This is a genomic window from Microbulbifer maximicatervae (SeqCode) (assembly GCF_052467615.1).
Map to the genome: position 1 here is coordinate 1,627,251 of NZ_CP174319.1, position 24,956 is coordinate 1,652,206.

Sequence of the window (24,956 nt, forward strand, 5' to 3'; positions counted from 1 at the left end):
AAGCTCTTTTTATGAAGGTCTATGTCATTTTCAGTTCTTCACTAAAAGATTTTATCCATAAGATGGAAAGGCTATCTCGATAACTTTTGGTTGGTAATTAATAAGGGGTAGCGGTGATCTTGGCAGAAGGTGTTGGCTAAAAGTAGGTTCTGAGAAGAGTACACAATGAGTTCTTAACTTAAAGCCTTGACTCTCCTCTTAAGGGAAGAGTTTAGAATTTTAGTGGCTCAGGTAAAGATAGGGGTCTCACTTAACATGCGGTAGATGTAGTAGCTGCGCCTAATTGCTGAATCGATCGTAAAGCTATTGATTGAGTGGTTGGATGTTAGAGTTGGTAAATAGTTCTTGGCTTTAGTGTTTTATTGCAATTTTATTACATTTAAATTTTTCTAGTAGGTTTTTGTTCTTTTTTTGTTTGTGATTTGGAGTTTTTTTAATTTTGGGTGATTGTTTTACACCCAGGCCCGGTCTGTGGGGCGGGGTGGAAAAATTGAGGCAGTGTTGTGGGTCCTTAATTGGCATTTTATTTAGATGTGTCAAAAAAAACAGTCTTCAATCATTTGCTGGTGTGCATGCTAAAGACGCCAAAATTTTTAGGGTGGAAAATACTATTTATCGTTGTGTAAGTGAAATAATTATTGGTTCATCTGTACCAATTGAGGTTGTTAGTTTTATTGGTACAGCTTGTTAGTACAAGTGGGATGAAATTTGATCAGTTAAAAGGCCCCAAATTTTGGGTGACTGGTTATTCTTTAAGGTAATATCAATATCACTTTACAGAATATACAAGGTTAGTACATCCTAACGCAAAGTCACTTAATTCCAACGAGTTATTTTGCCTTTTTACGCCAAGTTAGATTTGCGAGAAAACATAAAGAACCCTTCTGGGTTGATAAGTTAGTTGTAGGTGTTTGCCGTGAAAAGTAGTCTTCTATCGTCATACCAGGGCCTTAAAGAAAGTAAAAAGAGAACGATATCGATCATTATTTGCTCTGGTGCCCAGTGCCTGGATATCACAGGTCCAGCTGAGGTGTTTACGTTTGCTAATAAACAAATGGCCGATTTTGGGTACGGCGAAGATCAGCTGTATAAAATTGAATTTTTGGCTGCAAGCAAGGAGCCGAGGCAAGTAACTACTGGCCTGAAAGTACATCCAGATAAATGTTTCTACGAGGCTGATTCCATCCATACTCTTTTAGTTGGTGGTGGTACTGCGAAAAGTTGCCTTGACTTAACGGATGACAGTCAGTTTCTTGAGTGGTTGAAAGTTAAGGCAAGGGAAGTTGAGAGGATAGGGGTTAGCGGAAGTGGCACATTAGTACTAGCTAAGGCTGGAGTTTTATCAGGGCATCGGGCTACAACCCATGAAAAATACATCGGTGATCTAAAAAAATATAAAGATATTGAAGTAGATGACAAAGCGATTTTTGTGAGAGATAAGAAAATCTACAGTTCTGTAGGGCGAAGTGCAGGGATAGACTTGGCCTTGGCTATGGTTGAGGAGGACTTCGGTCGAAAACTGGCCCTTTTAGTTGCTCGGGAAATGATTTTGTACCTGAAGCGTGATGGTGATCAGAGTCAGTACAGTAGTTATTTGCAGGCACAATTAAAAAATAATAGGTTCTCCCCGTTGTTGGAATGGATAAACCTTAACTTAGAGCAGTCTCTCAGCGTTGATTTTTTGGCCAAAAAACAAGCAATGAGCCCCCGGAATTTTTCTCGCTGCTTCACAAGCGAAATAGGTGTAACTCCGGCTCGGTATTTGGAGCAGGTTAGAGTTGAGAAGGCCTGTCAGTTAATATTGGAGGCAGGGATTAGTCAGGATGTAGTGGCAACCCAGTGTGGCTTTTCGTCGCAGGAACAAATGAGAAGGGCGTTTCTTCGGCAGAAAGGTATTCTTCCCAGTAAATACCGCAAACAGTTCGCTTGAAAATACTGGATTTCGTTGATTTTCGGCTTATCTTCGATATGGGAGGCGGCTTTTCAGTGTTTAAGCATGAGTGCTCATGTATGTCTGAACCTCTGAGTTGATCAACATCTTCACTTTTAGTTAATATTTATATTTTGCAAGAATATAAATATGAAATACTTACTTTTGGCCAGTTTGCTATTTGCAGCTTCTGCAAGTGCTGAGATAGACCTTGATTACCTAAAGGTACCCGAGGGCTTTAAGCTCAGCTACTTTGCAGAAGATGTTGAGACGGCTCGTCAATTGGCACGTTCTGAGTCGGGTACAGTATTTTCTGGTTCTTTCAGCGCGAAAAAAGTTTATGCTTTCAAGGACACAGATAATGATGGTGTAGCTGATCAGCGTTGGCTATTGATGGATGATTTAAAAGCGCCGACAGGTATTGCCTATAAAAATGGCGATTTATATGTGGCTGATGTCAATAAGATTATTCGCTTTCCCCAGATTGATAAAAATCTTGACAAACCGAAGTCTGAGGTTGTTTACGATCAGTTTCCAGCGGACAGGCATCATGGTTGGAAATTTTTGCGTTTTGATAGTGAAGGGCAGCTGATAGTGCCCGTCGGCGCGCCCTGTAATATCTGTGATGCCAACGAAAATTACTCAAAAATATTTTCGCTGGACTTGCAATCTAAGAAAACAAAAGTGATTGCAAATGGAGTGAGAAACTCCGTTGGCTTTGATTTTCATCCGCAAACTAATGAATTGTGGTTTTCAGACAATGGTCGGGACATGATGGGTGATGATATCCCACCCTGTGAAATCAATAAGGTAAGCTTTGCAGGAGAGCATTTTGGCTATCCTTATTTCCACGGTGACGATATTGCAGATCCGGAATTTGGTCAGGGTAAGAAGGCCGCTGATTATTCCAAGCCGGTATTAAATTTAGATGCCCATGTGGCGCCTCTTGGAATTCACTTTTATCGCGGTGGGCAGTTTCCCAAGGAATACCAACAGAACTTGTTGGTTGCTGAGCACGGGTCCTGGAATCGAAGCAAAAAATCAGGTTACCGAGTAATGATGGCGACAGTTAAAGATGGTGAGGTCACGGATTACAAGCCGCTGGTCACTGGTTTTATGCGGGATGAAACCACCTATGGGCGCCCTGTTACATTTTTAGAAATGCCTGATGGCAGCGTATTAATTTCTGATGATTTTGCCCATAAAATCTATCGCTTAACCTATACCGGTATTTAAATGGCCGATTTTATAGCTATCAGGGCTGCTCATTGAGCAGCCCGCTTGGTTATCCACTTTATTGGTTTTCACGCTAGAGGAATTTCTGCCATATTTCCTCACCTCTTAGCTATCCTTCAGACTCTGTAAAAAAGAGTAAGCCGATCCTAATTACTTGTGCTATGTCTACTGCGATAAGAGCATAAGTTAGGAGAGGGTTGTGACGCAAAAAATATCCTGTGAGACATTTTCCAAAATCGTGAGTGTTATTTTATATCTCCTAGTGAGTAGCACGGCGCATGCGACTGAGGACATAGCTTCGGCATCTACTGCCCATTTGGAATTACGTTTTGCCCAAGCTGAGGTTGTGGCGCAAGTAGAAATTATTGATGTTCACAGGGATGTGGATAGCGCACTGTCTGAGGAGGGAATTACAGCCATATCAGGCTATATCTACTCTGCCGTTCCCAGCCAGGTTTGGAAGGGGCCAATGGGTGGAGAGATCACCTTCCGCCTGGGATTTGAATCCTGCGATTTAAAGCTGGAGCAAGGTGAAAACTATCTGATTTTTGCGAATTTGGATAGCTACGGAAGGTTACACCTGAGGAGTTGTGAGGCGGTTATTGCTGAGTCAGACGCCACCGCGATACTTGCCCAACTTAATAAGTTTATTAAACAGGGCTAATAAGTTGCTTTCTTGCAGACCTGTTAGAACTATCAGTTGTAACTGGTTCTTTCTTTACAGCAATCCAACCTGCTACGAAGTGGCTCTCCCCCTTGAAGAACCCCAAAGGAGGGTTATTCTTATCAGTATTGGCGCGACCTTCTTTTACAGGCGCTGCATCTCATTAAGTTGCGCACCGTTGTAAACAGGCTGGAGTGTCAGGGTTTGGGATTGTTATCGAGAAAGTACACCGACCAGCACTGTGTAACCGGCTCGATTTTAATGATTAATGTCTTCTTTTGAGTTTGCCTGGGGTCGAGAGGTCCAGATATGAAGAAGTTACTGATTCCCCTGATCATTTTATTACTGATCATCGGTTATTTTATGTCGCGCAGCGGCGAGCATAAGGCTAAAGAAGCCTATAACTCGATGGAGCAGGAGCAGAAGAGTGAACAGATGAGGGGATCCTCTACCCCCTCTAGTGGAGGAAGTAGCGGTGGCTCAATGGCCCCAGCAGATACCTCGGATTCCCCTGATGGTATGGGCAATCCCGATTCCCAAATGCCCCAGGACTCTGACTCAACCGATCCCGCTCCTCCGGGGTCTTCAGATAACGGGGGCTCACCTGACGCTACTATGTCAGGGTCCGACAATATGGGTGCAGATGGCAACATGAGCCCGGATGCTAATGATTCTAGCGCCATGCCAGACGCGAGCAATAACTCGGGCGGCGACCTAAATCAGCAAGCGGATAAGGTCGTAGATGATGCTACGAAGGAAGCCAATGATGCTGTAGAGGGAGCGACTAACGATATGGATGCCTCTGCCGATGGCACTGAAACAGATACAGAGGCAGATACCGGTCAGGATGAGGGAATGGAAAGTAATGATAACTGACCAATAGTAATGACTCAGCTACATCGAGCTAAGCGAAAAGCAGGGCCGCACAGAAGTGTGGCCCTGCCGCATTCTCAAAATATGATTGAGCATATCTGGCATCAGGGTGATCGAATACTCGAAGTTAGACCAGTTGGGAAGTTAACCGTTGAGGACTTCCAGTTGCTAGCCGCGCAAGTTGATCCGATCATCAGCAAGCGGGGACGTATAGAAGGGTTGCTAGTCAATGCGGGAGATTTTGCTGGCTGGGAGAGCTTCGTCGCAATGATCTCTCATTTTCGCTTTATTCGAGAGCATCAACGGCATATCCGCCGAATAGCCGTGGTTACCGATAATCCTATCCTCCGCTTTATGCCCAACCTTGCCTGTCACTTCATCAGTGCTGAGGTGCGTCCCTTTCCCGAAGAGGAGTCCGCTCAAGCTCTGGAATGGTTACAAAAACCGGGTTAGCATCGCCTCCCTTTTTCAATGTTACCTGGAGGGCAGGTGAGTCCATCGTTGGCTATTGTCGCTGCGGCGCCAGAATATGTTTCCGCAGCGGAAGAACTATCCGCTCAGTTAGATTACCCCCTCCTTGGAGCTATTTCTCCTGCTGATGTGGTCGACTTTCCCCAAGTGTTGTGTGTCGGAGAGCAACTGCAGTTATGTGCGACCGGGCGTAAAGCAGCCGGGCCAGTATGGGTGGATTTTGTTGCTGGAACACTTGCTCATCGCCGCAAGTATGGCGGCGGTAAAGCTCAACCGGTAGCAAAAGCTGTTGGTCTGCGTTCTGGCTTCCATCCCAAAGTCCTCGATGCCACCGCTGGTTTGGGTAGAGATGCTTTTGTTCTGGCAGCGCTGGGATGTGAGGTGCAGATGCTGGAGCGCAACCCGGTTGTTTTCCAATTGCTGAAAGATGGAATACGCCGGCTGCGACAGGCGTCTATCGGGGATGCTGAGTTGGCTGCAATTTCTGAGCGAATGAGCTTGGTGGATTGCTGTACGGCGGCGTCAGAGTGGCTCGCGCTGCAATCGGAGGAATCCATCCCTGTTATTTATCTGGATCCGATGTTCCCTGCGCGGGGGAAAGCTGCCAAGGTCAAAAAGGAAATGGCTGCCTTCCATCATTTGGTTGGGACTGATGAGGATGCGGATAGCTTATTGAGCCCTGCCTTGGCGGCCTGCTACTACCGCACAGTAGTTAAGCGCCCTAAGCTTGCCCCCTATTTGGCTGATATGAAGCCCAACCTTTCCTTGGAGGGGAAATCCGGCCGCTTCGATATCTACACCAAACATGGGGTTCCAGGCTAACTGCCACATACCGCTGCCCTAGCCGATTTCTCCTTGGGTGAAAGATGGTGTGGGCACCGACTTGCTATGAATTCTATGTTTCCATAATTCCGTTGCTAAAAGGGCGGCTTATGCCTTGGTAGCGGCACCTCTGTTATCCCATCTATTCCGCAGACTCCCACGATAGGCTTTGCTTCTTTGTACTGCCGCAAAAATATTGCACTCCAGGGAGGTCCCATCAGTGCGACCAAAAGGGAGCAGTGCATCGAGCACCCCGGATATTGCCAACAGAAAGATGTTTTCTGTGGCTGCTCTCGGGCTCCTAACTGCCGCAACGGTCGTTACCAGCTTGCGTACCCTGCCGATGATGGCGCAAGAAGAACTGACGATGTTTTTCTATATCGGCTTTGCGGCATTGCTGTTCTTGATTCCTGCAGGGCTCGTGTCGGCAGAACTTGGCAGTGCCTTTTCAGAGCGCACTGGGGGTGTCTATACCTGGGTTGGTGAAGCTTTTACCCCGAAGGTGGGTTTTGTCGCTATATGGTTGCAGTGGATCGAGTGCATTGTTTGGTATCCCACGGAGTTGGGTTTTGCCGCTGCGGCGGTGGCTTATGCGGTGGGCGATAATACCATCGCCCAGAATACCTACTATATCGGTGGGTTTTGTATTCTTGCCTATTTGCTAGCGACATTGATTGCCCTTACCGGAACCCGCTTTCTGGTAAAAGTGGCACAGTTTGGATTTCTGGTGGGTATCGTATTTCCCTGTTTGATTTTGATTGTCCTGGCTGTTTGGTGGGTGGTGAGTGGTAATCCTATTGGCTGGGAGACCTTGACCGACCCGGAAGTAGCAGTGCGTCGGGATGGTTATGATCACCCGCGCTGGTTTCCCCATATTAACGGTTTGGGGGCTATTGCTTTTCTCGGGGGTATATTACTTGCCTTTGCTGGTGTGGAAGCACAGGCCACGCATGTGTCGGAACTACGTGATACCCGTCGAGGATATCCAGCTGTAATTGCCATCGCCGCCGTTATTTCCATCCTGGTGTTCACCCTCGGCGCTCTCTCTATTGCTGCAATTTTGCCCTATAAAGAGATATCTGTAGAAACTGGCTTATTTACAGCTTACGAAAGAGCTTTTGGGCAGCTACTTGGGATTCAATGGCCCGTGCAAGCACTTTCCTGGCTAATTGGCTATGGTGCACTAAGTGGTGCCTTGGCATGGTTGGCTGGCCCCAGTCGAGGGCTACTGGCTACGGCCCAGGATGGGATGTTGCCGCCCTGGTTTCAGCGAGAAAACCGGGTGGGTGTACAAAAAAATATTCTCCTTGCACAGTTTGTAGTGGTAGCGGCAATCTCGTCCATTTATATCTTAATGGATAATGTATCTACAGCTTTTGTTTTGATTTCAGTGATGGCTATTAGCTTATATATCATTATGTACATAATGATGTTTGCTGCGGTTATTCGGTTACGGATCACGCAACCAGACTTACCCAGAAGTTTTCGTATCCCGGGAGGGCTGCCAGGGGTTTGTATTGTTGCCGGAATAGGCTTAATTTCCGTTGTTTTTGCCTTGGTAGTTTCATTTTTCCCGCCAGAACAGCTCACGATAAAAAATCCTGTAACTTATGTTGCTCTCAATCTGGGTGGAATTGCTATAGCGATCACCGTTCCCTTGTTAATTTTCTATTTTCACAATCCCTCCTGGCGGGGGGAGGGTGGCCATCAACAGCAGTCATTTTCTGATATTGATGAGTGAGCCGGAGGCAGGTAGTGAAAGAGCAATCTCCATTTGATAGGTTCTTTGACGAATACAATGAAGATATCCCAGAAAAGCACTTTCCCCGGTGTAGTATTTCAGCAGAGGCTGCCGAGGCTATCGTAACCAGTGAAACCTGGGCTGACGCAAAGCCTGCGATGAACTTATCTTCGTTTGTCACAACTTTTACTGAGTCAGAAGCATTTGAGGTCGCTAAGAAACATTATCTGAAGAACTATATTGATCACGACATGTATCCACAGCTGTTTGCGATGGAAGCGCGAATGGTTCGCTGGTTACACAACCTCTGGAATGGACCTAAGGGAGTAGAGCCATACGGCGCAGCGACCATAGGCTCGTCAGAGGCCTGCATGTTGGCTGGTTTGGCGCATAAGTGGAATTGGCGTAAGAAGAGGCAGCAAGCCGGCAAAGACGGCTCAAAACCTAACCTGGTTACCGGAGCCAATGTGCAGATCGTTTGGGACAAATTTATGCGCTACTTTGATGTGGAGCCGCGCATAGCACCGTTAAAGCCTGGTCATTACCGCTTTACCAGTGAACATCTGGATGAATTGGTCGATGAGAATACCATCGCTGTTGTCGCTATCGCCGGGCAAACCTTTACCGGTGAGGATGATGCATTTAGGGCGATTCAAAACTGGTTGGATAAGTATGAAGAGAGAACAGGAAACGATATCCCTATGCATATTGATGGGGCGTCGGGAGGATTTGTTAATCCATTTCTCTACCCGAATTATAAATGGGATTTTCGTTTGCCAAGAGTGAAATCTATCAATGCCTCCGGGCACAAGTTTGGCTTGGTGCCGCCGGGATTGGGGTGGATAATTTTTCGTGAAAAAGCAGTTTTTGATGAAGACTTGATGTTCTATGTGAATTACCTGGGTGGGGAGATGCCTACAGCCACATTGAACTTCAGCCGAAATGCATCGCCGGTTGCCTACCAGTATTACAACTTTATACGTCTAGGCTATGAGGGGTACAGGCAGATTATGCAGCACACCTTGGAAAATGCGCAGACTCTTCGTCAACTTCTGGTGGCCAGTGGGTACTTTGAAATAATGAATAAAACCCAGAGAATCCCAGTTGTTGCCATGACCCTGAATAAAAAATATAAGAATTTTAATGAATATGATATATCCAATAAAGTACGTGAGCGGGGATGGGTTCTTTCTGCCTATTCGATGCCGCCAAACGCTCAGTCTGTAAACTCTCTGAGAATTGTTGTTCGCCCTCATCTCAATCAGAATGCCATCAGTGGCCTTGCAAAGGATATTATCCATGCTTGCGATTGGTTGAGTAAGCATTGCGGTAATGCAACTCCGCCCAAGTTACATGACCCGCAAAAAGTGGCCCCCAGTAAGTGTTAATTCTTAAGGGACTTTAACGATCCTTGCATTCAATGACTGGATAGATAAGTGGGCTATTTTGGAATCTCAGAGGCATCTTTGACAACTCTAACATGCTGCATCATGCCCCCATCCTCATGATAAAGTAAGTGGCAATGCAGAGGATACTTTCCGGTAAAATCCTTGAAACGAGTACGGAATTTGACATGTCCATGGGGCGGTACTTGAAAGGTGTCGCACCAAAACGGTAGTTTGAGTGTGTGGTGCATGGGGTCTTCTCCAACCACCTCGATAACATAATACGGATTAACATGAATATGGATTGGGTGTGGGAATTCACTCTCATTAACCAAGGTCCACTCCTCTACTGCATCAAGCTCTACGTAATGATTAACCACTTCACATCCTTCGAATGGTGAATGGTCAATACTGACATTCAGCCCGCGATAATATTTTTGGGGGTCATCAAGCGTGTTGGCCTGGAAAGTGAGTCGACGTGTATTGGTGATCTCATCATCTGTAATAGGTTTCAGTAAGTCCACTTTAAAACTGCTGGGGAAGGGTGGGGGTGCACATCTGGCGGGTGGTTTGCTGGGAGCATAGATTGCCGTTCCGATTTCCTCTCCCTGGGCAATAGCGATAACAAAAAGTGGACTGTTGTTATGGTACTTATAATGCGGCATTTGTTGGAACTCAATCGCATTATTGTAAATGTAAAAATGAGCTCCCGGAGTGGCAGCTTCACTGATTTTTAAGAAAAGGGAAGCTCGATTAGCGGGGCCCAGGCTTACTCCGTCTTGTAGGCGGTAGTCATCAGTAGGGTTTCCATCAAACCCGTAGATGTACATTTGCGCGAACCAAGGGCAATCGATATCTATCGATGTCCTGGTGGTAGCATTGAGAAGTCTCAGATTGAGAAGCTCACCCACCGTTGCATGAATGATAGGGCAGTATTGTCCGTTAACGGTAATACAGTATTCACTATCTGGGAACATAGCGACTTGGTGTTGATCCTCTACTTTTCCGTGCTCATCTACGGCAATATTCTGGAAGACAAGAATATGTTCCTTAACTCCCATTGCCTCAAGTTCATCGTCAAATTCATCCCTTACGATTAGGGCACCTGCCATCCCGCTGCCGACTTGTATAGCGACAGAGCCGTGCTTATGGGGGTGGTACCAGTAGAGTCCTGGGGGTTGGTCCTTGGGAATGTCGTATTTGTAGGTATAACTTTCCCCTGGTTTGATCTTCATGCAGACATTGTCGGCCGGAGATTCTGGGGAGACGTGGAGCCCGTGAGTATGTAAGTTGTAGGTATTGAACTCATGGGGGAAGTTTATTGTAGCGGGTGTATTAAGGGGGTCTTCCTCTGGCAGCAGGTTGTTTGTCTGGATAGTAAGGTGGCTATCAGCGCGAATTTCAATGGTAGGGCCTGTAAGTGTGAAACCTGCTTCTTGAGTGATTGATGATGAAAATACACGGGTCCAGGTTGGTGTGTCATGGGTTTTGTAAAAACTGAAAATGTTATTCTTTTCGTACTGTACATCAAGTTTAAGTTCTAATTTTCTATTTTCTTTATCCATTGAGTAAGCAGGCGGATTTTTTATTGGTTCTAGAAAGGAAATATGCTCTCTATTGCTCACTGTTAACTCCGAGGATTTTGTGGGAAGCGAGATTGGTAAGAGGTACTTTATGAACGAATATCAGTTTAGATTCTAAGGCGAGATTATTTGTGGAATTGCTCGCCATATGATCGTTAATTGAGAGGCAAGTTAGGGTAGCAATAATCCTTCTGCAAAATTCATAATAATTCTCGCGACTTTGTTGGGGTGTGCCTGAGCAATAAAGTGCCCACCAGGAATATCAATGACATTGAGGTTGATGTATATCGCAGATATATCGATGACAGCTTTTTTACTTACAAGTCGATCTCTATCCGGGCGGATGTAGACGGCAGGGATTTCCAATCTTTGGGATGGTTGGGAAATCGAGGCGGTATTGTGAAGCCTTTGCTTTAGTTTGCCTCTGTTGGTGTTTAGTAGGGCGTTATAGGTGCTGTCAATGAGTATGTCACTGCCTTTGCCATTGAAACCAAAAAAATTTAGTGTGATTTTGGTTAAAGATGGGCAGTCTATAAGCGAGATTGGAGCTAGTTGTGCTGCCTTGGATAGAAGCGAAGGAGAGCTTATAAAGCTAGCTATAAAGGTAATGCTTAAAATTTTCTCGGGAGCTAAGAGGGATAACTCATATGCAATTCGTCCTGAATAGGACTCAGCAATAATGTGAGTCTTCTCATTGAGAAAGCTCTTGGCGATTGATTGAGCTTGAGTCAGGTAACTATCCCCTGGGAGCTTGGAAAGGCAGATAGTTTCGGTTGTCCATTGCTTTGGTAGTGCCTTACTCAAACCTGAAAACAGTGTTCCTGTTCCATCAAGTCCTGGTAGAAGTAAAACTTTCAATTCCGAATATCCTGCTGGAATTTCCTATTAATTGAATATTAACATGCTTATGTTGAGTATTTCTCTATATATGACATTCAGCCAGGGTAATTCTTCTTGATGTTTGTACGGGACAAGCAATCTGGTAGTGCCGAAAGGTGAAGTTTTCTATCGTATGAGGCGGTTTGAGTTGCTGTGAAGGCTGTTGGGTGTGCATGTTTTAGATAAAAATAGTTTCTTTGATTTGAGCTTCTAAATATATTTAATTATTCTAATGGATATTTATTTATACTAATACGTTATTTCTAGTTATGTCGATAACGAAAACAGAATTGCTAGGCCAATAAGTTGTCTAGGTGGGTAAGTATTAGAGTTCATTAGTGTAACTTAATGACAGGCCTAAACGTAGCTAGAAAGTTAATTGAAAGTCATTTGGTCAAAGGGAATATGGCTCCCCAAAGTGTAATCGAGCTTAAAATTGACCAAGTCCTCAGTGAGGATGCCACCGGCACGTTAGTGATGTTGGAGCTTGAAGCTTTGGGGGCGAGGCAGGTGAAAGCAGAAATATGCGCTCAGTATGTGGATCACAATGTATTGAGGGCAGACCATAAGAATGGTGATGACCACGTGTTCCTGCAAAGTTCCTGTCGAAACTACGGGATATGGTACTCGCGACCAGGAAATGGTATTAGTCATCCTGTCCATATGGCTTGTTTTGGTATCCCCGGTAAAACCCTTTTAGGTGGGGATAGCCACTCATGTGCTGCTGGCTCGTTAGGTATGTTAGGAATAGGAGCCGGAGGAATTGAGGTTGCGCTTGCAATGATGGGATTTCCGCTTTCTCTGGTAATGCCAACTATTTTGGGGGTGCGTTTAGAGGGGGAGCTACAGACATGGGTAAGCGCTAAAGATGTTATTTTGGAGCTTGTACGTAGATATACATTGAGAGGTTGCTGGAACAAGATTGTTGAATATCACGGCCCTGGATTGGCAAACCTTACAGCAATGGATCGTCACGTAATCGCCAATATGGGGCAGGAAATGGGGGCCGTAACAAGTGTCTTTCCTGCTGATGATCAAGTGAGGCTTTTCTTGCGGCAGCAGTCGCGCGAGAACGACTTTGTCGAGTTGCTTGCCGATAAGGATGCAACCTATGATGAGGTTGCAACTTTAGATCTATCGAAAATTGAACCAATGATCGCTTGCCCCTCGCGGCCGGATAAGGTTGTTAAAGTTCGTGAAGTTGAGGGTAGGCCAGTTTCTCAGAGCTATATCGGCTCTTCGGCTAACCCTGGGTTGCGTGATTTTTCTATTCCCGCCCGGATGGTAAATGGTCTCTTTGTACCGCACGAGATTTCTTTAGATATTAATCCCGCGTCGCGCCAACTACTTCATGAGCTGACTCATAATGGTGACCTTGAAAAACTGCTTGGTGCAGGGGCTTACTTGCATGAAACCGGCTGTGGTGGCTGTATCGGTATGGGGCAAGCCCCAGCTAGCGGGCACAATAGTCTTAGAACTGTGCCGAGAAATTTCCCTGGGCGTTCGGGAACTAAAGAAGATAGCGTCTATTTATGCAGCCCAGAGACTGCGACGGCCAGCGCCCTGAAAGGAAAAATAACTGACCCCAGAAATTTAGACATGGATTATCCGGTATTTGAAGAGCCTGAACATCTAATGGATATGCGATCACTATTGGAGCCACCGCAGGAAATACCAGTGAAAGTTGAGGTGAGAAAGGGCCCCAACATCAAGCCTTTGCCAGTTCTGGAAAAATGTTAAGTGTGATCGAAGGCCCAGCTCTTTTAAAGCTGGAGGATAATGTCTCAACCGATGATATTATTCCCGGAGGTGCGGATGCTTTGCCTTATTGGTCAAATGTCCCAGAGTTAAGCCGCTTTGCTTTTTCAAATGTAGATGAATCTTTTTATCAGCGGGCTTTGAGCACCAAGGAGGATATATTTCTTATTGCCGGCAACAGTTTAGGTCATGGGTCGAGCCGGGAGCATGCCTCAATTACACTACGATACTTGGGAGTGCGCTGCGTCATAGCCAAAAGTGTAGCTGGACTCTATCGCAAGAATCTTATTGACCACGGAATTCTCATTTTAACATTTTGTAATCCAAGCGATTTTGACGCCTTTAGTAAAGATGATCAACTTCAATTTTATGATCTCTCAAGCTGTACGGGGGGTAACAAGATGCTAGAGCTGAGAAATGTGACTAAAGGTATTAAGATTTGGTTGGAAAATGACCTTTCTCAAGAAGAAATTGAAATAATTAAATTTGGAGGCCGCATCAACTATATTAAGGGGTTGTTGAGAAGGTCTCTGGAAGATATGGGCTCATTTTAACAGTGTGCAGGGTGGTGTGGGGTTGGCTCTCCACTAAAGGTTTTTATATCAATAGATCTTTGTGTTGAAGTCTCTGTCGTTATGGTGGTCAATTTAACGGGTTGAGATCGCTCACCTACTATTGCTGCTGATGTCAAGCGCAGAGATAATTTCATCGTATCTTGCTTTAGAATGGTATCCATAATCTAAGTTGAAATCTTTTGATAGAGAATCATTAAAGGTCTTGGCCAGTTCGAAAATCTCCATCCTCTTTATATAAGTTTCACTGTAAAGTTTATTGATGAGAGTTTTGTGGGCTCCGTAGATGTTATTCTCTTGGGGGACTAAAGTATATATAGGTTTAGATAGGGCAAGGGCCTCAGAAATCATTGATGAACTGTCTTCGGTTATAAAGACAGCTTCACTTGCACCGAGTATTTCTTCGAGGCTGGCATTGGGGGCCTCATAATCTAGCAAGTTGAAGCATGTATCAAATGGCATGTTGCTTTCAATTAGCTCAGCCACATATTTAGGGGTTCTTCTTGAGGTGCTAATTAGCCATGAAATATTTTGATAGATCGCTATTTTTTTTAGCTCTTCTATCAAGTCTATATAATCCTTCCGTGTGTATTTATAGCCGCTTCCATTGCCTCCGATAAGTAAAGTATAAAAGGGTTTGTGGTGTTTCTTCTTTAAGTTGTCGCCCAATGCTTTGCATAAATTTACATCTATGCGGCTAAATGGAAGGTATTGCCTAGATTTCTTAATGTCCTCTTTGGTAGATAGGGTTAGAGAGAAGTCGGTTTTCCTGAAGCTGTAAATATTTCCTATGGCAATATTCATCCATTGTGTTTTTTGGGTTAGTGCAACGTTCGCAGCAACGCTATTCCCACCAAAGGAAATAATTAGATCTGGTTTTCTTTTGAAGGAGGGGTTTCTGTGAAAGAGCATGATAAATTTGTGTGCGTTTCTGGCGAGATGTCGAGTCAATAGTCTTATTGGTTTATTTAGGGCCTTTAAAACTGGTTTACTGGTGGTGATTTCATAAGAATATTTGCCCTTGGAGTGGCGGGAGAGTAGCTGGTATAGCCCCAGCGAAGGACTGAGATGGCCCGGTTTTCCATCGTAAATAATTAAAATGTGCATAACCTTGCTTAATGGTTTGAGAAATGTTTCTAGGGGGCTCTAAGTGAATAGGAGTACCCTAAATTGATTATTCTCAATTTTCTGTAGATGGAGTTTCTATACGTAGTGGCTGAGATGGAGAGTCTCAATTTGCAGATTTAAACTTACAATCTACCTTTGGTTTGTTATCGACTTCTGATGCTGCAGATAGTGGTCTAGCCCTTGCAGCATGATGTAGGTGTGAGAAGGTGTAATTTTGAAACTATTTCTGATCATATTTTTACTTCTTCGGTATAAATAGGGCTCAGATACTATGGTACTGCTGGAATTTTCTTAACAACAGTTAGGATTTTGCCGATATTCCAACGAAAAATGACACATTCAGAAAAAGTAAGTGGCCTTATTCAAGCATTAAATTTTTTACTGTTGGGGGAAATATGTAATAAAAATATCTCTTTTTAATCAGGCAAGCTCTCCCTGAACCTGGTAGAGGTAGGTATAGGTGTTATCAATTATTTATGTAGAAGTTCAAGACATAAATGAACTTATTGGGCCTGGTATTACCTAAATTGGATTTATGTTAATGTTGGACTCTATTTATTGGGCTAAGAAATAAATTGAAGTCCATATTTTAAGGCCAGGTTGTTTGGTTAGGTGAGTACCCCAAGTATGTCTATGTTTCAAAAACTCAAAGCGTCAATAGGTATTGGTGCAGCTAAAGTTGATACAGTTCTACAAAACTCTGAGCAAGTTCAGGGTGGAATCATTGAAGGGGCTATCCATATCATTGGTGGTGATATCGACCAGCAGGTGGATGCTATAAGTTTAAAGCTCTGCACCGAGATCAAGGTGGAGACCGATGAAGGGGTAAGCCATGAGCGTTTTGTACTGAATGAATTGCAGGTACAGGACCCTTTCACTATTGGCGCTGGAGAGAGCCGGGAAGTTCCTTTTCAGTTGGCGTTGCATGAAGAGACACCAGTTACTGTTTTAAACACCCGTAGAAATAAAAGCTATGTGTGGCTGGAAACTTCCCTGGATATTGATTTTGCGCTGGATCCGAAAGACAGGGATCCCTTGCGGATAAGACCTTTACCCGTTGTAGAGAAGGTACTTTCCATGATCGAGGAAAGTGGCTTTAAAATGGTAAAAGCGGATGTTGAAAAGGGGCATTTGCGTGGAAGCAATTTTGTCTCCCAGTCTGGATGCTACCAGGAGATAGAGTTTAAGAGTAGTGGCTTGTTGACTTCAAAAGAGATTGAACTCTCCTTTATCGTTGATGGTGAACAGGTGCACTGTTTGGCTGAAATTGATCGCAGATTTGGTCTGCGGGGCGATGAATATCATTCGTTTTCATTAGCACATGATGCGAGTGATAATGAGGTTGTCGCAGCGGTTCAGTCTATTTTGTCTCTATAGATGAGCTGATCCATAGAGTCTGGCGGCACTGAGCTGCCGGGCCCTTAGGGGCAAAAGTGTTCAAGTAAAACAGTATACTCTTAGTATCAACTGCCGCCAGGTTCGTTAGTGATTCAGGAGGGTTTCTTAATGAGATTGGGGGGGGGGAGCATAACAGGCAGAGTCAATATCATAAGCTTCTGGCCATTTATAGAGAGCAATTACAAAGTAAAAATGCATAAAAGTTGCTGTTATCGCTAAATTTTCAGCTTAGCTTGGCCCTACGGTATTGTTACGCTTCTGGCCCGGAATCAAAGGGTTAGGTTTCCATGAACCACTTCGGGGGAATCCATGAGCCTTCAAAATATGTATTTCCCCATTTGGCGATTGCCTGAAGAATCGGTAAGACATCCTTGCCTTTCTGTGTTAGCAGGTACTTATATCGCTTAGGCTTTGATTGATATTGTTCCCTCACCAACATTCCCTCTGCTTCTAGCATTTTTAATCTTTCTGCGAGTCTGTTGGTTGGTATTTTTTCTGGTGAGTCAGCTAGCTCGCTATAGGTCTCTTTACCACACAGTAAGTCTCTTAGAATAACTAATGTCCATTTATCGCCGAATACGTCCAGTCCGTTCACGATAGGGCATCCCGAACGTAAAAATTGATTATCAGGACCCATGCTCACACTCTTACTGCCAGAAAATGAAATACTAGCCTAGTTACTTGCGAAGTTGAAGTTATTGATTTAGGCTAAGGTTACTTCAACTTCGTAAGTAACAGGGGAAATTTATGTCCAAAATATCTGGAGAATGCCTGTGCGGTTATATTAGTTATTCTTGCTCTGAAGAGCCGGTAATGGCGGGTCATTGCCAATGTACAGATTGTCAGAAAATTAGTGGGGCTGGACACATCGCTAACATTGCTATTCCTCGCGGAAGCTTAGCCATTAGCGGCGATCTTGCATTTCATGAGAAGCAGACAGATAGCGGCAATACAGTAAGGAGAGGTTTTTGCCCTCGCTGCGGTTCGCATATTTATGCGGAAAATAGCGGTATGCCGCAGTTTGAATTTATCCGCGCTGGAAGTCTTCATGACCTGGAGCAATTCAACCCGACAATGGTGGTATATGCTGGTAGTGGTGCATCTTGGGACTATATGGACCCGGAATTACAAAAATTTGAAAAAATGCCAGAAATGTGACCTTAACAATCAAAAGTAGGGGATGCAGCGCACAGCTGTTTTTGGGTTAAGGAAACTTCTGAAAATCACATTTCTCTCAATTTATCTCCCTGCAATCCCCATGATTCGCTACTTACGGGCACAAAAAGGTAACTCATAAGAGTGCCCTTGAGAGCAGTGGTTTGTTGACTTCTAAAGAGATTGAACCCTCATTTACCCTTGATGGTGAGCAGGTGCATTGTTTGGCAGAATTATTCGTAGATTTGATTTGCGCGGCGATTAATATTATTCGTTTTCGCTAGCGCATGATGCGAGTGATAATGAGACTGCCCCATCGATTCAGTCCATTTTTTCGCGATAGTTGGCCTGCCTCTAAGAACCCAGCGGCATCTAGGCTGCAAGGCTCTTGGGTTTTGGCTTTTACAGAGTGTCTATTAGGCCTTGAGGGATTCCTCCCAGTTATTAACCCATTCCCTCAGCGGATCAAGGGTTTCCATTAGCGAAACACCTAGATCTGTCAGTTGATATCCATTCGTACATTTATTAATCAATTTAGCTTCGCTCAACTGCTTGATTCTTGTATTTAGTACCGAAGGAGACATGGCATCACACTGGGCTTGGAGTTCCCTGAAGCTCCGGGGTTTGTTCCTCAGTTCCCACAGTATTCTCATATTCCATTTTCGCCCGAGTAGATCGAATACAGCCATGATGGCTATGCCGCTAGTCGAGCCTCTGACAGTTTTTTTCGGTAGAGGAGTTGTCATGGTTCTTGCGCTTCTAAATTAGTAGCGTTACAGTTGCTACGAAATCAGTAGCAATCTTATAGTGTTTTTAGAGAAGAGGGAATGGGTGTGTTTTTAGTGGATATGCATTTCAAGGATATGAAAAAGCTAACCCCAGAACTGACTGCGGAGCATAGGCTTTATCTGGAAGGAGAGTATAAGTCTGGAAGTTTGCTCTTTGGAGGAAGGAAAAATCCCAGGACTGGAGGGGTTATTGTTTCTCGCCACAACAGTGAAGAAGCATTGCGGAGAGTGCTTGATGAGGACCCTTTTATAAAAAGTGGAGTGGCAGTTTATTCGCTAACCGAATTTGAGCCTGTTATGGCCTCTGAACAGTTTTTACACCTTCTAAAGATGAGTTCGCATTAACAGTCTAAAGAGTGAGCTCAAAGAGGGAGTGCCATCTCATTAATCCCCAAATGTTTTGAGGGGAGTTTGGTATGTGGCTTTGAGGGGGATACCATAGCCTGGAAGGCAGATGAAGCTCTTCAGGCCACATGTAACTTGATTAATCTGAAGTATCGTCTAGTTAACACTATTGCCTAAAGAAAGGTACTTGATGGCACCATTAAATTAAATGATGCCCGATCATCAATCTCCGATGGTTTCCATTTAAGCTACTACTTGGGGATTATCCTCTATCGCCAAGGTGGAAAGATTTGCTATCTATTAGATTGGTGGAGGCTATTTCTGCAAGCTTAAAGTGGTGTAAAGAGTTGATATATAGCCCCTAAGGAGGGGGGAGGTGTTATGTTTTTAGTGAACTTGAATTTCCCGGATCTTAAAAAACTGACCCCAGAGTTAATGGCGGAGCATGTGAGCTACCTGGAGGGGCACTATAAATCGGGAGACCTGCTTTTTGGGGGAGCGAAAGAGCCTAGAACTGGCGCGATAATTATTTCACGTCACCCCTCTGAGGAGGTTCTGAGAAAGGTTCTGGAAGAAGACCCTTTTACAAAACATGGGGCGTCGACTTTTACGATCACTGAGTTTGTACCCGTTATGGCTTCAGAGGAATTTTCCAGCCTCTTGAAAGAACCCTAGACCGGGTTCCTTCGAGGCTTGTGTTACTTCTTACTCAGACAATCTTCGGCCGTGTTATTTGCTAAGGTCTGCGGTGATCACCGAATCAGAGAAGCTCTGATAAGCGGCTTCAAAAGTCTGCGACATGGCATCCGGGAAGAGGTGAAAATCCCCATTTTTTAGCGCGCCAACAATTTCCTCAGCCACTGCACTGGGGGATTCTCCGTCCTCCAGCCCAGCCTGTTTGGCCATATCTGTTTTGATGGGGCCGGGGTGAACACTCAATACTTGTACGCCTCGCTCCTGAAGCGTTTCTCGAAGTGCCTGGGTAATTGCGTAGCTGGCGGCTTTGGATGCGGAGTAGGTGCTAACGTGTGGGAAGGTACGCAAGGATACGACCGAATTCATTTGTACCAGGGCGCCCTTGCTCTTTTCCAAATGGGGGGTGAATGCTTTGGCTACTCGGACAAGCCCAAAGGTATTCACTTCGAGTTCCTGCTTAAGGGAGTCCTCTACATGGTCGCTAAGCGGGTCTGCGGGCGCAAGTACCCCGGCATTGTTCACCAGAATATCCAATTCCTGAATCGCCTTTGCCGCCGCCCCTACACTTTGGGCTTTTGCCACATCGAGTTCCAATGTGATTACTCTGTCGCCATATTTTTCTGTCAGTTCTGTCGTTGTCTCCGGGTTGCGAACGGCCAGATAGACTTTTTTTGCGCCACCGTCGAGAAAGCGCTCGACAATTGCCTTGCCAATTCCGCGGTTTGCTCCAGTTACAAGGGCAGTTTTTCCTTCGATTGAAATGCTCAATTCCGTTCTCCTGTGAAGGGTTGATCAATATTGTACCGATCGGTAAGGTTTGAGCTAAGTCTTACCGATCGGTACAATATTGTCAAAACAATTTTTGGGAGATTGCCAATGGCGGGACGCAAGCCGGAGTTTGATAAGGCGCATGCGCTGGAATCAGCAACGAAAGTCTTTTGGAAAAAGGGCTATGTGGGCGCCTCAATGGCTGACCTGACCAAGGCTATGGGGATTAATAAGCCCAGTCTGTATTCTTCCTTTGGCAATAAAGAGAAACTGTTTGTTCTTTCATTGGGGCAATACTTGGATAGATATGCCAAAGATCGTATGCAGTTCCTAACGGAAGAGGGAGTGCCGTTACGGCAGCGATTGCATAGTTATTTGCTGGCTACCGTTAAAGGACAGGCCGGGGAGGGAACCCCGAGGGGTTGTTATCTGGCGTTTGGATTATCGGAAACTGCCGGTGATGCTTTGCCTTCTGATGCCATTGACGCTTTAAAAGCTGCTGACGCAGAAGCGGTAAAGCAACTGGTTGACTTGTTTCGTTTTGATAAAGAGTCCCAGGCTATAGGGCTGGATCGGCGTGCCGAGGAGTGCGCTATGTACCTGATTACCCTGCTGCATGGCACAGCATCGGTATTGCGATCCGGGCGGGAACTCAAGGAGGTGGAACCCTCTTTGGAGTTTGCACTTAATGGATTGGGGTTGGAGGCGTGATGGAAGTGGAAATTTAGACCTCTGAGTATTCAGAGGTCTAAATTGAGCTTTAGAAGCGGCGACGGAACATGGGCAGCGGTTGGTCTACCCCTGTTTGGTAGCTATCGCCAAAATCGCTCATCGAGTCTTTAAGGCTTGCCAGAGGCTGCTCGCCTTCAAATGCGTAGGCATTGAAGCCGCAGCGTTGTAAATAGGTCAGCTGGTCTCGCATAAACCCGCCTACTGCGCGTAACTCTCCGGTAAAGCTGTAGCGCTCGCGCAGCATACGGCCTGCGGTAAAGCCTCGACCGTCGGCAAATGCCGGGAAGTGCACGGCAATTACCGGCAATTTGGGAGCTTCTTCCGCAATTTGCTCGGCACCTTCTTCACTGTCCAGCCAAACACCGACTTCGTCACTGCGGGATGACAGCGCATCGCGATGCGCCAGCCACTGTCGCAGTGGCAGGATAATTTTGCCGGAGGGCAGGGTGCTTGGGTCCAACTCCTCTCCCGCTTCCAGTTGGGGTACCAGCTGCCATTCGTTGGTCTTTACTTCACCATCGATGATCAGTTCTGCGGGGTTGCCCGGCTGTGGGCCCAGTTTAGCTGGCTTTGGCATAAACTCTCTCCTTGAAGGGCTGAAGGCCGATGCGGTTGTAGGTGTCGATAAAGGGCTCTTCCGTTTGGCGTTGCTCGACATAGAGGTCGAGGATTTTGCTGATCACGTCTGGCACTTCAGCGCGGGAGAAACTGGGGCCCAATACCTTGGCCAGGCTGGCCTCGTTGGATGCACTGCCGCCCAGCTGAATCTGGTAGAACTCTTCCCCTTTTTTGTCGACGCCGAGGATGCCGATATGTCCCACGTGGTGGTGGCCACAGGCATTCATACAGCCAGATATATTGAGGTTGAGATCACCCAGGTCGTACAGGTAGTCCATATCGTCAAAGCGACGCTGGATGGCTTCGGCTACCGGGATGGACTTGGCATTGGCAAGTGAGCAGTAGTCACCGCCGGGGCAGCAAATCATATCGGTCAGGGTGCCGATATTCGGTGTGGCGAAACCGTGCTTGCGGGCCTGTTGCCAGAGTTCAAACAGTTTGTCCTGTTCGACGTCTGCGAGTACCACATTCTGGTCGTGAGTTACCCGAGCTTCACCAAAGCTAAAAGTATCGGCGAGATCGGCAATAGCCTCTAATTGGGCATCGGTTACATCACCTGGGGGGACACCAGTGGGTTTGGTGGACAACTTAATCGCGCGATAACCGGGTACCCGGTGCGGGTAGGTGTTGCGTTCAAGCCAGCGGGCAAAGGCTTTGTCGCTGTCAGCTTGTTGTTGCAGTGCAGCTTCAGCAGCTGATCCGTCAAACTCGCGATATTCCGGGGCTGTGAAGAAGGATTTAGCCCAATCCAATGCTTCCTGGGTTAACTTTTCAGCGCCGTCTTTAATATGTTGCCACTCTTCTTCCACGCGGCGGCCGAACTCTTCCGGGCCGAGGGCCTTGACCAGAATTTTAATGCGCGCTTTGTACTTGTTGTCGCGACGACCCAGCTGGTTGTAAACGCGGACAATCGCTTCAAGGTAAGAGAGCAGGTCTTCTTCCGGCAGGAAGTCGCGGATGGTCTCGGCAATAACCGGTGTGCGGCCCTGACCGCCACCTACCAATACCTGGAAGCCAATCTCTTCACCGCGCTTGACGATCTGCACACCGATATCGTGTACGCGGATGGCCGCGCGGTCCTGCTCTGAACCACTGACGGCAATCTTGAACTTGCGCGGCAAGAAAGCGAATTCCGGATGGAATGTAGACCACTGGCGAATCAACTCGCAGTAGGGGCGCGGGTCGGCAATCTCGTCGAGTGCAATGCCGGCGTAGGGGTCCGAGGTGGTATTTCGGATACAGTTACCGCTGGTTTGTACCGCGTGCATTTCCACTTCCGCCAGCTCATCGAGAATAGCGGGTACATCTTCCAGCTGCGGCCAGTTGTACTGGAGGTTCTGGCGCGTAGTGAAGTGGGCGTAGCCTTTATCGTAGTCGCGGCTTACGCGAGCGAGGCGGCGTAACTGGGCACTGTTGAGCAGGCCGTAGGGAACGGCAATGCGCAACATGGGGGCCAGTCGCTGAATATAGAGGCCATTTTGCAGGCGCAGCGGCAGGAATTGCTCCTCGCTTAACTCGCCGGCAAGGTAACGTTCCGTTTGGCCGCGGAACTGGGCTACGCGATCGTTGATGATGGCGCGGTCCCGGTCGTCGTATCGATACATAACAGCTTGATTCCATTGCCTTTGTGCGCTGATGGTGGAGAAAGGGGCAGGCCCCGGACGATTCTCCGCTGGCGCATAACATACCAGCGCTCTTATGCAATAAATAACAATATTTTCCGCTATATCTGTAACCAACAGTTATAAGAGAGATTTATCAGCATAGTGCTTGTCTGTCGTTGCAGATTCGAGGAGCGTTGGAGTAATGGTTATCTATGTCATCCTGAATGTTTTTTAGTCGCAACTTACCTGCTGAGTGTAGTGACTCCACCTCGGGGCCTGGCAAATCGACGCTAATTCGGTTTGCTGTGAATTGATACCGCCTGTCAGTTTACTTGCGGTGATATAAAGTGCGAATCGCCAGTCACATATGAGGCTGGTCAGTGGGTAAGTCAGTAAGTGAATTCCTAAAAAAATATAAGAGGTAAGCGGGATGGCTAAAGATATCCTAGCGGCGATGATTGAGTTTGATGATTCATCAAAGTTTACTGGTGTGAGTAACAGTAATTTCGATGTGTTTGAGGGGGCGTTGGCTCGCGCTAAAGCCATGATGCAAGAGTACTCCGACGATAAATATATCAAGATGTTGGTTGCTCCAGAGTATTACTTTTCAGGGTATGCCTCTAAAGCAAAAACTAATCACATCGACTCTTTAAGCAAGGGCTCCAAGAGTGATATTTATTCCGGCCTGCGCAGAGCTTCCCGTCAGTACCCGAACATTCTGATTGTTGCAGGGACTATTGCTTACACAAAAGGTGGTGGATGTTTTTCTTCAGCATCTTACTTGAGCATTGCTCCTATCCTGGCCGGTGGCAATTTCCTGCTGAAGAAATATAAAGTTGGCAATGATAAGTATCAGACAGATGATGCTTTTTCGACCAAGGCAAGTGACAGTACTTTTTCGTACAAGGGCTTAACTTTTGGCATTGATATTTGTTTGGATCATAACAATAGGATTCTAAAAAACTCGCTGGGTGGTAAAACTGTCGATGTACATATACTGATTTCCGATGGCTCAAGCCCGAGTCCAGGTTCTCTGGCGACGAACAAGAGTGGTGGTGGAGCCGTGGTGTTTTGCAATATGACGAGTGTTAACAAGGGCAAAGGTGTTAATGGGATTATGTCAGTTTCCCCAAACAAATGGGGCAATCTGAATGTCGATGTTAACAGCCGTACACAGGTTGCTAAGACTGGCCAGGCTCTTACCGGAGGGTTTCATATCGCTCTCTATTCCGGGCAGGCGTAGAGTGGCAGTTGGGTCGGTAAGGTTGTTTGCCGGCCCCGCCTTGCAACTGATGACTTGATTTGCTCTACTTGGGTTGCCGCATCCAGCGGCCCAACTACTTTAAATAACAATAAAGAACGATCGGAGAGATTCGATGAATGATGAAGTAGCTGTAGTTTCTGAAGACGATAATGTAGTGGATGCAATTGCTGCTGTAGCACTGGTCGCAATTTTCGTAGCCACCTGTGTTTTTTGGGTGGCCACGCGCTAGCCCGCCGCTGGCCCGGAGTTGTGTAGTCCCGGGCATTAGCATTTCGCTCGGCTTATTTGTGTAGCTGCTAGCTGATGAAAAGCACTCTGCACTCTTAGCCCATATTGCCGAGTACTATTTTCACAATTAGAGCCAATCCGATTACAAATACGGCGGTAAAAACAACGCCGGCAATAACGTACGTCATAATACTGCCGCTTTGAAAATCCCTTTCGCGGTTTTTATCACTCTGCACGCCAATTGCGGCGGCCAGGGTACTGACTACCACCTGGCCAAAATTGGGCTTTTTCGCTTTCTTATTATTATCTTCCACGGGC

At 46.0% G+C, this 24,956-nt stretch carries 25 protein-coding genes; 16 read left to right on the forward strand and 9 right to left on the reverse strand.

Annotated features, from left to right (window positions below):
• Nucleotides 1–916: 916 nt before the first annotated feature.
• The 8 genes from ACJJIM_RS07405 (at nucleotide 917) to ACJJIM_RS07440 (ending at nucleotide 9,125) form a co-directional block, all read left to right on the forward strand.
• The gene (locus ACJJIM_RS07405; RefSeq protein WP_444912838.1) at nucleotides 917–1,930 is read left to right on the forward strand and encodes a GlxA family transcriptional regulator; all 1,014 of its coding nucleotides are present in this window, start codon (nucleotides 917–919) and stop codon (nucleotides 1,928–1,930) included.
• Between the two features lie 150 nt (nucleotides 1,931–2,080).
• A complete protein-coding gene (locus ACJJIM_RS07410) occupies nucleotides 2,081–3,166 on the forward strand; it encodes a PQQ-dependent sugar dehydrogenase (protein ID WP_444912839.1) in 1,086 nt (361 codons plus the stop codon).
• Nucleotides 3,167–3,365: 199 nt separating this feature from the next.
• The gene (locus tag ACJJIM_RS07415) at nucleotides 3,366–3,830 is read left to right on the forward strand and encodes a hypothetical protein (RefSeq protein WP_413665485.1); all 465 of its coding nucleotides are present in this window, start codon (nucleotides 3,366–3,368) and stop codon (nucleotides 3,828–3,830) included.
• A 309-nt stretch (nucleotides 3,831–4,139) separates the two neighbouring features.
• On the forward strand, nucleotides 4,140–4,706 hold the full coding sequence (locus ACJJIM_RS07420; protein ID WP_444912840.1) for a hypothetical protein: 567 nt from the start codon (nucleotides 4,140–4,142) through the stop codon (nucleotides 4,704–4,706).
• 81 nt (nucleotides 4,707–4,787) lie between these two features.
• Nucleotides 4,788–5,156: a SpoIIAA family protein gene (locus ACJJIM_RS07425; RefSeq protein WP_413665487.1), complete on the forward strand. Its 369-nt coding sequence runs from the start codon at nucleotides 4,788–4,790 to the stop codon at nucleotides 5,154–5,156.
• A 36-nt stretch (nucleotides 5,157–5,192) separates the two neighbouring features.
• A complete protein-coding gene (locus tag ACJJIM_RS07430) occupies nucleotides 5,193–5,996 on the forward strand; it encodes a class I SAM-dependent methyltransferase (RefSeq protein ID WP_444912841.1) in 804 nt (267 codons plus the stop codon).
• A gap of 220 nt (nucleotides 5,997–6,216) precedes the next feature.
• Nucleotides 6,217–7,737: an amino acid permease gene (locus ACJJIM_RS07435; protein ID WP_413665489.1), complete on the forward strand. Its 1,521-nt coding sequence runs from the start codon at nucleotides 6,217–6,219 to the stop codon at nucleotides 7,735–7,737.
• Between the two features lie 14 nt (nucleotides 7,738–7,751).
• The gene (locus ACJJIM_RS07440) at nucleotides 7,752–9,125 is read left to right on the forward strand and encodes a glutamate decarboxylase (RefSeq protein WP_444912842.1); all 1,374 of its coding nucleotides are present in this window, start codon (nucleotides 7,752–7,754) and stop codon (nucleotides 9,123–9,125) included.
• A gap of 53 nt (nucleotides 9,126–9,178) precedes the next feature.
• On the opposite strand, the gene ACJJIM_RS07445 is transcribed toward ACJJIM_RS07440, so the two are convergent.
• Together ACJJIM_RS07445 and ACJJIM_RS07450 are read right to left on the reverse strand one after the other, a co-directional pair.
• The gene (locus tag ACJJIM_RS07445) at nucleotides 9,179–10,747 is read right to left on the reverse strand and encodes a multicopper oxidase family protein (RefSeq protein ID WP_444912843.1); all 1,569 of its coding nucleotides are present in this window, start codon (nucleotides 10,745–10,747) and stop codon (nucleotides 9,179–9,181) included.
• A 129-nt stretch (nucleotides 10,748–10,876) separates the two neighbouring features.
• Complete coding sequence (locus tag ACJJIM_RS07450) at nucleotides 10,877–11,563, reverse strand: alpha/beta fold hydrolase (protein ID WP_444912844.1); 687 nt, start codon at nucleotides 11,561–11,563, stop codon at nucleotides 10,877–10,879.
• 369 nt (nucleotides 11,564–11,932) lie between these two features.
• Here ACJJIM_RS07450 and ACJJIM_RS07455 point away from each other — a divergent pair, with 369 nt between their 5' ends.
• A complete protein-coding gene (locus tag ACJJIM_RS07455; protein WP_444912845.1) occupies nucleotides 11,933–13,324 on the forward strand; it encodes an aconitate hydratase in 1,392 nt (463 codons plus the stop codon).
• 2 nt (nucleotides 13,325–13,326) lie between these two features.
• Nucleotides 13,327–13,896 (forward strand): hypothetical protein, encoded by a 570-nt coding sequence (locus ACJJIM_RS07460; protein WP_444912846.1) that lies wholly within the window; start codon nucleotides 13,327–13,329, stop codon nucleotides 13,894–13,896.
• A 111-nt stretch (nucleotides 13,897–14,007) separates the two neighbouring features.
• Here ACJJIM_RS07460 and ACJJIM_RS07465 read toward each other — a convergent pair whose 3' ends face one another.
• The gene (locus tag ACJJIM_RS07465) at nucleotides 14,008–15,021 is read right to left on the reverse strand and encodes an ELM1/GtrOC1 family putative glycosyltransferase (protein WP_444912847.1); all 1,014 of its coding nucleotides are present in this window, start codon (nucleotides 15,019–15,021) and stop codon (nucleotides 14,008–14,010) included.
• 648 nt (nucleotides 15,022–15,669) lie between these two features.
• On the opposite strand from ACJJIM_RS07465, the gene ACJJIM_RS07470 reads away from it, so the two are divergent.
• Entirely contained in the window at nucleotides 15,670–16,419 is a 750-nt protein-coding gene (locus ACJJIM_RS07470; protein ID WP_444912848.1) for a sporulation protein, read from the forward strand.
• 298 nt (nucleotides 16,420–16,717) lie between these two features.
• On the opposite strand, the gene ACJJIM_RS07475 is transcribed toward ACJJIM_RS07470, so the two are convergent.
• Entirely contained in the window at nucleotides 16,718–17,077 is a 360-nt protein-coding gene (locus ACJJIM_RS07475) for a winged helix-turn-helix transcriptional regulator (protein ID WP_444912849.1), read from the reverse strand.
• 110 nt (nucleotides 17,078–17,187) lie between these two features.
• Here ACJJIM_RS07475 and ACJJIM_RS07480 point away from each other — a divergent pair, with 110 nt between their 5' ends.
• Entirely contained in the window at nucleotides 17,188–17,598 is a 411-nt protein-coding gene (locus ACJJIM_RS07480; RefSeq protein WP_444912850.1) for a GFA family protein, read from the forward strand.
• A gap of 413 nt (nucleotides 17,599–18,011) precedes the next feature.
• On the opposite strand, the gene ACJJIM_RS07485 is transcribed toward ACJJIM_RS07480, so the two are convergent.
• On the reverse strand, nucleotides 18,012–18,341 hold the full coding sequence (locus ACJJIM_RS07485) for a winged helix-turn-helix transcriptional regulator (RefSeq protein WP_444912851.1): 330 nt from the start codon (nucleotides 18,339–18,341) through the stop codon (nucleotides 18,012–18,014).
• Nucleotides 18,342–18,422: 81 nt separating this feature from the next.
• Between ACJJIM_RS07485 and ACJJIM_RS07490 the strand changes: the two genes are divergently transcribed.
• Both ACJJIM_RS07490 and ACJJIM_RS07495 read left to right on the forward strand, forming a co-directional pair.
• On the forward strand, nucleotides 18,423–18,728 hold the full coding sequence (locus ACJJIM_RS07490; protein WP_444912852.1) for a YciI family protein: 306 nt from the start codon (nucleotides 18,423–18,425) through the stop codon (nucleotides 18,726–18,728).
• Between the two features lie 381 nt (nucleotides 18,729–19,109).
• On the forward strand, nucleotides 19,110–19,403 hold the full coding sequence (locus ACJJIM_RS07495; RefSeq protein ID WP_413665500.1) for a YciI family protein: 294 nt from the start codon (nucleotides 19,110–19,112) through the stop codon (nucleotides 19,401–19,403).
• Nucleotides 19,404–19,457: 54 nt separating this feature from the next.
• Here ACJJIM_RS07495 and ACJJIM_RS07500 read toward each other — a convergent pair whose 3' ends face one another.
• Nucleotides 19,458–20,192 carry an SDR family oxidoreductase gene (locus ACJJIM_RS07500; protein WP_444912853.1) on the reverse strand — a complete coding sequence of 245 codons (735 nt, stop codon included), beginning with the start codon at nucleotides 20,190–20,192 and terminating at the stop codon, nucleotides 19,458–19,460.
• Between the two features lie 108 nt (nucleotides 20,193–20,300).
• Between ACJJIM_RS07500 and ACJJIM_RS07505 the strand changes: the two genes are divergently transcribed.
• Entirely contained in the window at nucleotides 20,301–20,903 is a 603-nt protein-coding gene (locus ACJJIM_RS07505) for a TetR/AcrR family transcriptional regulator (protein ID WP_413665502.1), read from the forward strand.
• A 49-nt stretch (nucleotides 20,904–20,952) separates the two neighbouring features.
• Here the strand turns inward: ACJJIM_RS07505 and ACJJIM_RS07510 are convergent, their stop codons facing one another.
• Nucleotides 20,953–21,501 carry a DUF934 domain-containing protein gene (locus tag ACJJIM_RS07510; protein ID WP_444897573.1) on the reverse strand — a complete coding sequence of 183 codons (549 nt, stop codon included), beginning with the start codon at nucleotides 21,499–21,501 and terminating at the stop codon, nucleotides 20,953–20,955.
• Nucleotides 21,485–23,146: a nitrite/sulfite reductase gene (locus tag ACJJIM_RS07515; RefSeq protein ID WP_444905527.1), complete on the reverse strand. Its 1,662-nt coding sequence runs from the start codon at nucleotides 23,144–23,146 to the stop codon at nucleotides 21,485–21,487. The genes ACJJIM_RS07510 and ACJJIM_RS07515 overlap by 17 nt, the downstream gene beginning before the upstream one ends.
• A gap of 430 nt (nucleotides 23,147–23,576) precedes the next feature.
• On the opposite strand from ACJJIM_RS07515, the gene ACJJIM_RS07520 reads away from it, so the two are divergent.
• Complete coding sequence (locus tag ACJJIM_RS07520) at nucleotides 23,577–24,389, forward strand: hypothetical protein (RefSeq protein WP_444912854.1); 813 nt, start codon at nucleotides 23,577–23,579, stop codon at nucleotides 24,387–24,389.
• Nucleotides 24,390–24,733: 344 nt separating this feature from the next.
• Here ACJJIM_RS07520 and ACJJIM_RS07525 read toward each other — a convergent pair whose 3' ends face one another.
• Nucleotides 24,734–24,952 carry a DUF2970 domain-containing protein gene (locus ACJJIM_RS07525; RefSeq protein ID WP_413665506.1) on the reverse strand — a complete coding sequence of 73 codons (219 nt, stop codon included), beginning with the start codon at nucleotides 24,950–24,952 and terminating at the stop codon, nucleotides 24,734–24,736.
• Nucleotides 24,953–24,956 lie beyond the last annotated feature (4 nt).